Genomic DNA, 12,594 nt, shown 5'->3' with positions numbered 1-12,594 from the left:
GGCGCCGCGCGCGATCTCGATGTCGGACTTCACTTCGGCCATGACGGCTTTCCTCTGGATTGGACGGTGGAGGGGACGGGTTTGATCTTACTGGCAAGCAGGTTGGAACCGGGCGCGGGCATGTTCTAACCCTGTCGCTGCCACGGCGTCAACTTGTATGCAACTATGTTTCCTCTGGAGAAAGTTCCTCTGCGGACCGGCCGACCTGTCGTCGGTTCTTCCCGGCTCCGTTGCCGCGCCGTATAGAAGCCAGAGGACGCGCCGTTCCGCCGTCTCAAAACAGCCGCACAATGCACGGAATGCGACAGAGGCGACGGCGCAAATTCGCCATCGCCTGGTCCCTAATGGAACAGCGCTACTGCGTCAGAACGTTGCTGATTTCGACCATGTTGGAGCGCACCCTGAGCACATAGAAGCCCATCGTCGTCAGATGCGTCGGCAACAGCCAGCCATCCTCGCGGCCATTGGCGATGATGAAGGGCTGGATGCGCAGCGCCGAAACGAACTGCGAGTCCATCGTGTCCCACAGGTTCTGCAGATGCTTTTCCTTGATGACGTCCTCGAAGTCGGCCTGGGCTCCCTTCATCAGGCCGTAATAGCCGTAGAGCTGGCCATAGGCGAACCAGTAGCGGTCGTCGGCGCGGAAGTCGAACCAGCCATTGTTGTGGTTCTCGGCGCGTTCCTTGAGGATCGCCGAGGTCGAGCCGATGTCGGACGAGATGCGGTCGATATACTGTTTCAGATTGTCGGCGCGGGCGTCGAATGTCGCCTGGCAGGTGGCAAGGCGGGCGTTGAAGGAACGCAGCATGCGCACGGCGTCGCGATAGTAGCTTGGCGTCGGCGTCTTGGGGCCGAACGGGTTCAGGCCGAAATACCAGGTCTCTTCGTCGAACTGAAGGTTGCCGCGGGCATTCTGCAGATCGCTGTCGATCTGCGAGGTGGTGCGGACGCGGCCGAGATTGTCGGCAAGTTCGGTCGCCGTGCGCCGCACCGCCTGGTTGATGCCGCGCTGGAAGGAGGCCTTGTTGTCCATCCACGGCGTGTGGTCCCAGTCGATGCCGAACAGGCCCAGCTTGTAGAGGATCATCGACGAGATCCAGGCATTCTGGTTGACGTTGAAGTCGGTCAGGTCAGCGGCGATCTGGGCTATACCAGAGTTGCCGCAGGTCTTGGCGGTGTCCGTGCCGGCGCCGGCGGCGACCTGTTCGCCGGCGGAGACATTGCGCTTCTCGAAGGTGTATGTGTCGGGATAGTTCGGGTTGAAATTGTTCCACCACTGGGTGGCGTAGAAGAAATTGGCATAGAGGCCGATCAGCACCAGCAGAGCGAGGCCGACCGCCGCCTTGAGGATCCAGCCGCGCTGCGTATACCAGCGTCCGGCCCACAGGAACGGCCACAGGACGACACCGATCAGGAGGCCGATGCCGCGGCCGATCCACTGGAAAATACGGGTGAAGAAATTCACGATCGGATCGAGCATGGCTGTGTCACCCCCTCAAAGCATGATGCCAAAAAGTTGCAGACTTTTTGGATAACATCATACGCCAAAACAAGAAGTTAGAACGAAATAACGGTTCATTTCGTTCTAGTCAGTCAGGCCGTAGAGGCGTGTGCGAAACGCCACCTTGTCCTTCAAATATGTGGTTTTGAGAACGTCCACAACATGCGATCGCCAGGCGTCGCTGAAGCCGTCATAGTCCTTGTAGAAGCCGTCCTTGTTGAAGATGTAGCGCGAGACGAAGTCCGACGGCACGAAATCCGAGATCAGCCGGTTGGTCAGCCAGGCGTCGGGGTGGTCTGGCTTGGCGCGGATCACCAGGAAACGCTGCTGCGGGAAGACATCCTCGATCTTCAGGTGGCCAAGCTGGGCGATCTCGCGCTTGGCGGCGTTGAGGAAAGGAAAATTGCCGTCCCTGGTGATCAGGTCGGCATGGCTCTGGATCCAGGTCTGCAGCCAGACCTTGTCGACATTGGTCAAATTGCGGTTCGGCTCGGCGTCGCGGATCAGCGCGCGCACCACCATCTCGGCCCGGTGCTCGAGATAGCCCGAGGTCTCGACCCAGGAGGCACGCGGCAGCTCGATGCGGCCGGTGGTGGCGAGGAACTTGAACACCTTGTCGGCGTCGTTGATCGAGAGATAGCTGACCTGCCACGGCCGCGAGCGGCGAAAACCGGGGGCGGCCGGATCGCTGATCACCGTCGTCACATCCGGATCGACGAACACGTAGAGGCCGCCGAAATGGCTGGTCCAGTAGGCGTTGTGTCGGAAGATCACCTGGTCGGGTACCAGCGCGTTCTCGCGGATGTCGCCGCAGATCTTGGCGAGCTCGACCATGCGGGTCAGCATGGCGTTGTCGCGCCAGGCATCTGGCTCCTGCTTCAGCCGGTCGACGAGCTTGCCGAGTTCGGCTGCCTTGCCCAGCACATCCTCGGCCGACAGCACCTTGAATTCGACCTGACTGATCGACAGCAAGTCCTCGATGTCGTTGACCTTGGGAATGGAATCCTCGATCTCGCCGTAGATGACGTCTTTGATCGTCAGCGCATCGATGGCGCGCCGGTTCCTGGACATGAACTCGAACATCAGTTGCGAGGTGTTGGAGAAGGCGGTGTGCACCACCGGCAGGTCAATCTGCGACGGCGTCAGGATGATGAAACGGCGGTTGACCTCATTGGGATCGAGATAGTCATAATCATCGCATTCCTCGGCCACTTCGGGCGAGAAGCCGGTGCGGTCGATCTGGAAGCTCTTCAGTTTCGTCGGCTTCAAGCCGAACGCGGCCAGCGCCTTGTTGTAGCGCTGGATGAGGTGCGGCTCGTCGACCGTCAACAGCCGGCCATAGATCAGCTCGTTGTCGCGCAGGAGATCGGGTTTCTTGGCGGGGCTCATCTTCCCTTCTCCCCGTTTACGGGGAGAAGGTGCCCGAAGGGCGGACGAGGGGCGGCGCAGACGCTCATCATCTTTCCTCCGACGTTGAAGCTGGCAAAAACTTCACATCGACAGCAATCATTTTCCGATCGAGTCGACCATCCAGCGCAGCAACAATCGTATCCAGCACGCTCTTACGGCTCGTCAAAACATCAGCGTGCCAAACCCTCAACACCGACCAGCCGTTCCTGTTCATCGTCTCATCCCTGTATCGATCGTGGGGCCGATTTGCATGCTGACTTCCATCGACTTCCACAACCAGATTAGCCTCACGGCAGGCGAAGTCTGCGAAATATGGGCCGACCGGGAGCTGACGGACAAACTTGTGGCCATTCAGCCGCCTTCCACGCACTTCGTGCCACAGCCATTCCTCGGCATCATTCTCGACTTTCCGAAGCTGCCGGGCCCTTGCTACCTTTGGCTCATTACTGCCTCGCACAGCGCTGCCCCTCATCCGCCCTTCGGGCACCTTCTCCCCGTGAACGGGGAGAAGGAAGAGGTGCCAGGCTCACGCATTCCATAGCCCCTTTTTCTTCATCTCCTCCATCTCGCGCGCGGCTCGCTCGCGCAGGCGGGCGTCGCGCAGCAGCTTTTGCACGGCGGAGTCGTCGGACTTGTCGGAATAGCGGAACTCCGAGTCGGCATAGCGGTTGATCTCCTGCATGACCATGTCCATCGAGAACGGCCCGCGCAGTTCCTCGATCATCGCTTTCTTCTCGTCGTAGCCCTTGTGCATGAAGACTTCCGGCTTCTCGAACCAGTCGTCGGGAAGCTCGATGTCCATGGCGCGCATCTTGATGGCGTCGGTGACGTTCTTGATGGCGCGGCCGGTGAAGCGGGGCTCGGCATCCTTGATCAGGTGCAGATAGGTGCCGATGTCGGCCATCGATTTCGGCGCGCCGTTCTCCTTCATGTAGCGTTCGTAGACCTTCATCAGCCCGTCTTCTTGCGGCTTCTCGTGCTCCTCATAGGCTTCGGTCACGGCGCGCTGGATTTCCTGCGCGGCGTAGAGATCGTGGTCGCCGAGCGGGATCTTGTGGTTTTTTCCCGCCAGCAGGACAAAAATGTCGATGTAGTCGTTGCGGCTCTGGGGCCCGTCGACCAGCCAGCGGGCGCCGGCGCGCTGGCGCAGCGCGTCGTCGACATTTTCGGGATAGTTGGAGAACATGCCGAACGAGCAGTTGCCGCGCACCACGGTCGCGGCACCGGCGAAGGCATCCATCAAGACGCCGGTGATTTCCTGCTGGCCGGCCGAGGCGCGGTCGTCTGAGCGGCGCGCCGCCACCTGGTCGATGTCGTCGATGGTGCCGAAGCCGATGACGCGCGGGTTCAGCACATTGTTGATGAACTGGCGGCAGTTCTGGCCTGATTTGCCCTGATAGGACGAGATCTGGTCGACGCCGAAATTCTCGTAGGCAAAGGGATAGCCGGCGACCTGGCAATAGCCGTTGACGAGGCCGGCGATCATCTGGATCAGCGTCGTCTTGCCGGTGCCGGGGGCGCCGTCGCCGATGAAGGTGAACAGGAAGCCGCCGAGTTCGACGAACGGATTGAGTTCGCGCTCGAAGTCGTAGGCCATCAGCATCTTGGCGAGCTTGACCGACTGGTATTTGGCGATGTGGTTGCCGACGACCTCTTCCGGCTTCTTGAATGTCATCACCAGCGGTTTTGAACGCTTGCCCGGCGCGACGTCGAAACCATCGAGGGTGAAATCGTCGGCATCGATACGGATATGCGCGTTCTCGAACGGGCCGATGCCGTCGAAGCGGCCCTTGCGGGCCAGAAGCCCGTCGATGGCGACGCGGGCGAAGGCGCGCGCCCTTGTCATCAGGTCGGCGTCGTCGGACGATCCCGAGATCGCCTTGTCGAGGCCTGCCAGGATCGACTTCACCGCATCCTGCGGCGTGTCGAACAGGAAGTCCGGTTCGGGACTATCGTTGGGCGCCTCGCCGTCGCTGTCGATCAGCTGGAACAGGTAGGAGGCGAGGCTGAAGGCCGAAATGTAAGCCGAGGCCGACAGAAGCTTCTTGAAGGTGGACGCCTCGTCGCCCTCGAGCGGCGCGCGGGTGTTCTTGGCCTGCAGACTTTCAAGGTCCGAGCCCTCGGCAAAGACGTCCGATATTGCCAGCGCGATCGCCGTGCCGCGCCGGGCGCGAAACAACAGCGTGTGCTGCGGGATGGTCAGCAGCTGGTCGTCGGGATGAACGGCGCCGACGGTCTTCGACAGCTCGACCTCGCGCGTGCGGCGCACCGAACCGACCGAGACGGTCGAAACGAAGCGGCGATTGGTGCCGGCAAGTGCTGTGCCGGAGGAGCTAGACGGGTCCTCCAGCACGACGACACGGGTGATGAAGCTCTGCGCGGTAGCGCGGTGCTTCTCGATGGCGGCTTCCGGGATGGTGGTCAGGCCGGTATCCATGAAGGGTGCTCCGTGGTGTGACGGTCAGACGTCTGAGATGACCTGTCCGTTCGACAGAATGTGAACCTTGTAGCCGGCAAAGATCTTCTGCGCCTCGCCGGCGGCGTAGAGCGCCTGATAGGCCTCGTGCGGGATCAGCGCATGGTTTTCGTAGCTCGACACGCCCTGGCGCGCGGCTTCCAGATCGTCGGTATTGATGAAGAATTCCTGCGTCGTCTTCTCGCTGGAAAACAGCCCCTTGCGGCCGGGTTTCTCGGCCTTGGAATAGACCTCCTGGATGGTCCAGGTCAGCAGCCAGGCATTTTCGGGCTTGCGCACCTTGGCCAGGACTTCGGTCACCGTCGAATTGTTGTCGGTGATGCCAGCCGAATAGAACGGGCCGAGCACGACGCGGCGCAGCTGCTTGGGATGCAGCGGCTCGAAATCCTTGTCGAGATTGACCGCGATGGTCGCCGGCGACAGCGTGTAGGCGGAGTTCTTCTCGGTGAAATCGTCGAAACGGTGGGCAAGCTCGGGATTGAGCAGGCCATCGACCGGCAGAGGAATGTCGATCGTCTCGTTCAGCTTGCCGTTTCTGTCGACGAGCTGGCGGATCATCGTTTCGGACGAATCCTCCACCGTCACCATGTAGACCAGAGGCAGGTTGGCGCTGCCGTCGAACGTCGCCCAGTGGACGAGATAATAGGGCCGCCCCGTCTTCGGATTGACCGAGACCTTGGCCGTTTGCGCCAGGGTGAACGGGCCGAACGTGTTCTCGCTTTTCACGTCCTCGAGATAAAGCCGCTCGGCTATCGACTTCTGCAGCGCCGCGGGGAATTCCTTGTGGCGCAGGATGAAGTCGGCCATTTCCTCGCGCAACTCGCCGGCGAGCGGAATGTTGGCAAGCCGCGCGTCGGCCTGGCGTCGGTCGTTTTCCAGTTCGAGCAGGTTCTGGAACACCGGAAATCCGCTTTCGGCGCGCGAAATGCGGAATGTGTCCATGAAGCCGAGCCGGTTGCGCCAGCAGGAAAACGACTTGTCGAGCCTGGCGATGTGTTCGGCGACGATCTTGGCGACGATGCCGTGCCGGTAGAGCGGCGAGCGATCGTCGCGCATGAACACTTCAAGGCCGCTGAGCGCGGCCGTGATGGCGGAAAAATACCGTGCCGCCGCTTCGTTTTCGGGGGTCATGCCTGGTCGCTCGCGGGCAGTGCTGTCACCCTTAAGACTGCACGTAGTTAGCCGAATTGTGCTTCTTCAGCACCTCGTCGAAGCGGCGGGCGAAGGCATCGTCGGCCAGCTTCTTGCGGCGCTGGATATCGGCGGTGGCGACCATGTTCTTCTCGTGCATCTCAAGCAGGTCACCGATGTGCTTTTGCGAAGCAGCACCGATACCGGCCATGGTTTCCTCGGCGGTGTTGTCGACCTGGCTGCCCAGCGTGTTGATCTTGTGGGCGACGTCCTGCTGAGCTGCGGTCTTCAGCGAATCTTCCAGCGCCTTGTAGAGTACGATGCGCTGCTCGGTATCGATGGTCAGCTTGTTGATCAGCGTCGATTGCGCGGCGATCTGGTTGTTGAGCGAATCGACGAAGGTCTGGAACATCGAGGTGTAGCGCTCGAGCGTCTGGCTCTCGGCCAGCAGTTCCTGCTCCTTGGCCTGCTTTTCGTTGTATTCCGTCGCCAGCTTGGAGCGTTCGCCTTCGAGCTGCGTGCGGTCCTTCTGGCTGGTCGAAGCGGCGATCTTGTTTTCGATGTCGAGCAGCATCGGGTTGAGCTCCTCGATGCGCTTCTGCACGGCTTCGAGGTTGGTCATGGTGGTCTTGCGGCGCTCGATCACCTGCGACAGGCTGGTTTCCGAGGTCTTGTAGCGTTGGTCGAGAACCTCTTTCTGCGCCTTCAATATGCCGACGATGGTGTCGGATTTGACCAGCAGTTCCTGCAGATTGCCGGCCAGCGACATGTTGCGAACGCGGTCGGTGCGCATGCGCTGCTTGCTCTGGCTGGAGAAGATGCCAATGAATTTTTCCCAGCCGGTGTAGTTCTTCATGCTCTCGAACTCGGCGCCGAAGACGTTGGTGGCGTCCTCCAGCCCGATGATCAGGTCGGCAATGTTGCCTTCCATCACCTTCTGCTGCTTCAGCACATCCTCGATGCGGGCGTTCTCGAGGTCGAAATTGGCGTCGCCGATCTTCTTGTCTGATGTGGCAAGCGTATCAAGCATGGTGCCGGATTGCTCGATCTTGGAGCGCATGTCCTGCACGACCTGCTTGGTCTTGGCAATTTCGGCGTCGAAATTCTGCAATGTCGCCATTGGGGCCTCCCGCTTCGGCATGACGTCGCTGGTCGCGAACAGCGGCGAATATATGTGGGGCATCAGGGGATTGAAAGACGTGAAGACAAGGGCGGCGTGAAAACAAAAAAATTCGTCAGGGTCTTGAAAGCCAGTGAAGGCTTGGGCTTAGCGTGATTAGCTTGCCGACCAGCCATAGTTCAGCTGTCATTGAACTTTCATGCGGCAAGGCGAAGGCGCACGGATGCCTTTGTATTGGGCAAACCACCGAAGCAATCGCGGCCGCGATATGCGACGAGAAAGCCGGTTTTACAGAGCTGGCGAACAGCGGCTCAGGGTTTGGGATCGGCTTTCAGATAGGCGATGACATTGGCGATGTCGTCGTCCTTGGTCAGGCCGGCAAACGCCATCTTGTTGCCGGGCACTTTCAGCTTGGGTGCCCTGAGATACTCGGCGAGATTGGCTTCATCCCAGACCAGGCCGGCGGCGCCGGCACTCTTCATCGCCTCGGAATAGCGGCCAAGATAACTCTCGGCGCTACCGGCGGTGCGGCCAACGACGCCCAACAGATGCGGACCGACCTTGTCGCGGTCGGTGGCTGCTTCATGGCAGGCCATGCACCGGTTGAAGGCCTTCTTGCCCAGGGCCGGGTCGCCGCCGGCATGGGCCACAAGCGAGCTGGCAAGGAGAAGGATGCTGGCGGACGAAGCGGCTCGAAACATGCTGCCCCCGGAGAGTTCTGGCTGGCGGCCTTATAGTACCGAGGCTTTAACAAACGCTGCATCGCGGCGGGATTGCGGAAGACAGGCCCGCGAGTCAGGCCTGTTGTGCCAGATCGCGGCGCAGGAAATCATTCAGCCGCTCGACCGCCTGGGTCGTCGACAGCGGGTTGCGCAGGATGCCGATTTCGAGGTCCGGCAGCACCGGCAGCCCTTCATTGCCGCCGACGATGCGCAGCGATGGCGGTACGCTGCGCATCGCAAGGCCAGCCACCGCGAGCCCGGCCTGGACGACGGCGATCAGGCCAAGCAGAGAGGCGCTTGAATAGGTACAGCGATAGGAGCGGTCGGCATCGCCAAGCGCCTGCAGGACATTCATCCTGGCGGCGCAGCCCGGTTCGAACAAGGCGACCGGAAGCGGGTCGGCCTCCCAGGCGACATGGTTGGGCGAGGCGACCCAGACGAAGCGTTCCAGCCGGATCACCTCAAGCGGCTGCTCCGGCAAGCGGGTGATGATCGCCAGATCCAGCCGCCCCTCCGCCAGCGTCTTCACCAGCGCGGTCGACTGTTCGCAGATCAACTCCACCGTCACCAGGGGATGCTCCGCCGCGAATCGTGAGAGCACGGGCGGCAGGAGGAAGGCGGCATAGTCGTCGGGCACCCCCAAGCGGACGCTGCCTGTCTCCTTGGGCCGGGTGACGCTTGCCCAGGCTTCATCCGACAGTTTCAGCAACCGGCGCGCATAGATCAGGAAATCCTCGCCGATCGCATTGGGAGTGACGGTTCTGGGACCACGCACCAGAAGCTGGTTGCCGACCATCTCCTCCAGCCGCTGCATCTGCATGCTGACCGCCGACTGGCTGCGGCCGACCCGAGGTGCTGCATTGGAAAGGCTGCCGCTCTCGACGACGGCGACGAAGGTTTTCAGCAGGTTGAGATCGAGTGGCGTGGCCATGGTGCTATCAGCATATCGAATAGATCATTCCAAATCTATTCGCTTGTTTGAAGGTGGCGCCAGTGACCAGATGGTTGGGATCGCTGGGAACCACCACATGACGGACGCCTCGACAGCCCGCTTCCCGGCCGCGAGCCTTGCTCTGGCAATGGTGATCGCAGGCACGGTCGGCGCCTTCGCCACGGAATCGGGGCTGCATCCCGTCACCGTCGTCTTCTGGCGATGTGTGTTCGGCGCGATCTTCCTTCTCATATGGTGCCTGTTGCGCGGCTACCTGCCGGATCGGACGCTGTTGCCGTCCCGGCTTGCCCTTGCAGCACTTGCCGGCGTGTGCATGGTGCTGAGCTGGACAGCCTTCTTCGCCGGCTTCGCCATGACGTCGATCGCCACGACGACGATTATCTACCATATCCAGCCGTTCTTCGTGGTCCTGATCGGCGTGGTTTTCCTAAGGGAACGCATCTCGCCCGACCAACTGCTGTGGATGCTCGGTGCGTTTCTCGGCGTCGTGCTGGCCAGCGGCCTCGTTTTCGCGCACGGTCATGCCGATGCCAACTGGGTGCCGGGCATTGCGCTGACGCTGGGCGGCGCACTGCTCTATGCCGTTACAACGATCCTAGCCAAAGGCCTGGGCCAGCAGCGCGCCGAAATCACGGTACTCTGCCAAACGGTGGTGGGGGTCGTCATGCTCGCCCCGTTCGCCGGCGTCGGCCAACATATTGCGCCTGCATCATGGGGCTGGCTGCTCGGCATCGGCGTGCTGCACACTGGCATCGCCTACGTGTTGATGAATTCGGCCTTCCCACGCCTGACGACACCGGTGATCGGCGTCATCACCTTCATCTACCCGGTCGTCGCCATCATCGTCGACTGGGCTATCTATGGGCATCCGCTCGGACCGGCGCAGGCAGCCGGCATGGCACTGATTGCGCTGGCAACGCTTGGTGTGCGGCTTGGCTGGCGGTTTCCAAGACGGCGTGTCTCGACCGTGTGAGCCCGAAGCAATTCCAGGGAAAGCACATAGCGCTTCCCCTGGAATTGCTCCAATAACCAAGAGACAGAGTCAGCCTTTGATAAAGCCGATGAAATCGTCTGGCGTGGCGCGGCCCATCTCTTCCTCCCAGTGGCGGCGGCAGAGCGAGACATAGACATCCTTGCCGATTGCCACCTGCTCGCCCTGGCGAGCCACCTTGCCATCGGGGCCGAGGCGCACGACCATCGTCGCCTTGCGGCCGCATCGGCAGATGGTGCGCACTTCGCGCAAATCGTCGGCGATGGCCAGCAGCGCGCGCGAGCCGGAAAACAGCTTGCCCTGGAAATCGGTGCGCAGGCCGTAGCACATGACCGGGATGTTCAACCGGTCGGCGATGCGGGCGAGCTGCCAGACCTGCTCCTCCTCGAGGAACTGCGCCTCGTCGACGAAGACGCAATGCACTGACGTATGCGCGTGATGCTCGGTGACGCGGGCGAACAGATCGTCGCCATCGCGGAACATCTCGGCTTCCGTCTCCAGGCCGATGCGCGACGAGATCAGGCCGGTGTCGCCCTTGCGGTAGTGGCCGGCGACGAACAGCATCGTGCCCATGCCGCGCTCGCGATAATTGTAAGAGGCCTGCAAGAGCATCGTCGTCTTGCCGGCGTTCATGGTCGCATAGTGAAAGTAGAGCTTGGCCATGCCGCTCTTTTAAGCCGACTTGCCCTGATACGGGGAGGGGCGGTCGCCCGCATTCCCCTGAAAAAGCCGGCCCGTCTTCGAAAAAACCGTCCGGCATGGCAAAAGCGCCTGATGTGTCGCTGATTGGCCAGCCCGCGCCGTTGATCGCGATTGTCTTAATGCTTGAAACCACACCAGAATGGTGTTTGGCTGACGAAACAAGGCGGGCATAGAAACCGTAGCTACGCTTCGCCAAAGAATCACAATGGGAGACTGTCTATGTCGCGTATGAACTCTTTCGTCGCCGGCCTCGGTCTGGCGGCTTTTTTGTCCACCAGCGCTGCCTTTGCCGGCGATCCGGCGAGCTGCAAGGCGGTGCGCCTTTCCGATGTCGGCTGGACCGACATCCAGGCGACGACCGGCATCGCCTCCGTGCTGCTGACCGCGCTCGGCTATGAGCCGCAGACGATCCAGCTGTCGGTGCCGGTGACCATGGCGTCGCTGAAGAACAAGGATCTCGACGTGTTCCTCGGCAACTGGATGCCGTCGATGACCAACGACATCAAGGACTATACCGCCGATGGCTCGGTCGAGACGATCAGCACCAACCTGACCGGCGCCGGCTACGGTATCGTCGTGCCGACCTATGTCGCTGACGCCGGCGTGAAATCGCTGACCGATATCGGCAAGTTCAAGGACAAGTTCAACGGCAAGATCTATGGCATCGAGGCCGGCAATGACGGCAACCGCATCATCCTCGACATGATCAAGAACCCGAAAGACAACCTCGAAGGCTTCGAGCTGGTCGAATCCTCGGAGGCCGGGATGCTGACGCAGGCCGAGCAGTCGATGAAGAGCAATGAATGGATCGCCTTCCTCGGCTGGACGCCGCATCCGGTGATGGGTGCCATGAAGATCACCTATCTCGATGGCATGGGCGACAGCGGCTTCGGCGCCGCCACTGTCCATACCAATGTGCGCAAGGGTTACACCACCGAGTGCCCGAATGCCGGCAAGTTCATCGCCAACCTGAAGTTCAATCTCGATATGGAAGGCGAGATAATGGACGCGATCCTCAAGGGCGCTGACGCCAATACGGCTGCGACCGACTGGCTCAAGAAGCATCCGGACGCGGTTGCTCCGTGGATTGCCGGCGTGACCACTTTCGATGGCGGCGACGCCGCTGCAGCCGTGAAGACTGCGCTCGGAAGCTGAGCAGGTCTTGCGTTCGGCGTGACCGATCAAGAAGGGCAGTCACTGTAGAAAGGGCTGCCCTTTTTCATATCCTGTGACAAGATGACCGTCCGGCAAGGACGGCGACTGCCAAAGAGGGGCAAGATGGATCCGATTTCAAAATTCTTTGTCAGTTATAAAATCCCCATAGGCGAGTGGGGCACAGCGTTCTTCACCTTCATTACCGACAATTTCAACACCTTCTTCCGCGGCCTCTCCGGCGGCTTGAATTTCCTGCTCGATGGAGTGGTCGACACGCTGCTGTTGGTACCGCCGGTCCTTCTCATCGCGCTGATTGCACTGCTTGCCTATTATCTGCAGCGATCGAGAGGCTTGGCGGTGGCTGTCTTTCTCGGGTTGCTGTTCATCCTCAACCAGAACCTCTGGAAGCAGACGGTAGAGACACTGGTGCTGGT

General features: G+C 60.9%; 11 protein-coding genes and 1 pseudogene. 3 read left to right on the top strand and 9 right to left on the bottom strand.

What is annotated here, in order from left to right; genetic code table 11:
• Window positions 1–355: 355 nt before the first annotated feature.
• The 8 genes from EN984_RS06540 to EN984_RS06505 all read right to left on the bottom strand — a co-directional run bounded on the left by EN984_RS06540 (window position 356) and on the right by EN984_RS06505 (window position 9,291).
• Entirely contained in the window at window positions 356–1,480 is a 1,125-nt protein-coding gene (locus EN984_RS06540; protein ID WP_127266545.1) for a DUF2333 family protein, read from the bottom strand.
• A 105-nt stretch (window positions 1,481–1,585) separates the two neighbouring features.
• Window positions 1,586–2,890, bottom strand: coding sequence for a DUF6638 family protein (locus EN984_RS06535; RefSeq protein WP_127272315.1), 1,305 nt, complete (start codon window positions 2,888–2,890; stop codon window positions 1,586–1,588).
• Between the two features lie 67 nt (window positions 2,891–2,957).
• Entirely contained in the window at window positions 2,958–3,368 is a 411-nt protein-coding gene (locus EN984_RS06530; protein WP_127302072.1) for a DUF559 domain-containing protein, read from the bottom strand.
• 69 nt (window positions 3,369–3,437) lie between these two features.
• Window positions 3,438–5,348 carry an ATP-binding protein gene (locus tag EN984_RS06525; RefSeq protein WP_127266547.1) on the bottom strand — a complete coding sequence of 637 codons (1,911 nt, stop codon included), beginning with the start codon at window positions 5,346–5,348 and terminating at the stop codon, window positions 3,438–3,440.
• Window positions 5,349–5,372: 24 nt separating this feature from the next.
• Entirely contained in the window at window positions 5,373–6,518 is a 1,146-nt protein-coding gene (locus tag EN984_RS06520; protein ID WP_127266548.1) for a hypothetical protein, read from the bottom strand.
• Between the two features lie 31 nt (window positions 6,519–6,549).
• Window positions 6,550–7,638 (bottom strand): hypothetical protein, encoded by a 1,089-nt coding sequence (locus EN984_RS06515; protein WP_127266549.1) that lies wholly within the window; start codon window positions 7,636–7,638, stop codon window positions 6,550–6,552.
• A gap of 311 nt (window positions 7,639–7,949) precedes the next feature.
• Complete coding sequence (locus EN984_RS06510; RefSeq protein WP_127266550.1) at window positions 7,950–8,339, bottom strand: cytochrome c family protein; 390 nt, start codon at window positions 8,337–8,339, stop codon at window positions 7,950–7,952.
• Window positions 8,340–8,433: 94 nt separating this feature from the next.
• A complete protein-coding gene (locus EN984_RS06505) occupies window positions 8,434–9,291 on the bottom strand; it encodes a LysR substrate-binding domain-containing protein (RefSeq protein WP_127266551.1) in 858 nt (285 codons plus the stop codon).
• 97 nt (window positions 9,292–9,388) lie between these two features.
• Between EN984_RS06505 and EN984_RS06500 the strand changes: the two genes are divergently transcribed.
• Entirely contained in the window at window positions 9,389–10,285 is an 897-nt protein-coding gene (locus tag EN984_RS06500; protein WP_127266552.1) for a DMT family transporter, read from the top strand.
• Between the two features lie 69 nt (window positions 10,286–10,354).
• Here EN984_RS06500 and EN984_RS06495 read toward each other — a convergent pair whose 3' ends face one another.
• Window positions 10,355–10,966 carry a thymidine kinase gene (locus EN984_RS06495; protein ID WP_127266553.1) on the bottom strand — a complete coding sequence of 204 codons (612 nt, stop codon included), beginning with the start codon at window positions 10,964–10,966 and terminating at the stop codon, window positions 10,355–10,357.
• 258 nt (window positions 10,967–11,224) lie between these two features.
• Here EN984_RS06495 and EN984_RS06490 point away from each other — a divergent pair, with 258 nt between their 5' ends.
• Complete coding sequence (locus EN984_RS06490; protein ID WP_127266554.1) at window positions 11,225–12,160, top strand: choline ABC transporter substrate-binding protein; 936 nt, start codon at window positions 11,225–11,227, stop codon at window positions 12,158–12,160.
• 123 nt (window positions 12,161–12,283) lie between these two features.
• Window positions 12,284–12,594, top strand: a pseudogene (locus tag EN984_RS06485) (choline ABC transporter permease subunit); the annotation flags it as partial.

It is taken from the genome of Mesorhizobium sp. M7A.F.Ca.CA.004.12.1.1 (genome assembly GCF_003997835.1).
In the GTDB taxonomy this organism is placed as follows: domain Bacteria; phylum Pseudomonadota; class Alphaproteobacteria; order Rhizobiales; family Rhizobiaceae; genus Mesorhizobium.
The sequence above is the reverse complement of the archived record's forward strand: the minus strand, read 5'-3'. Positions and strand labels throughout refer to the sequence as shown.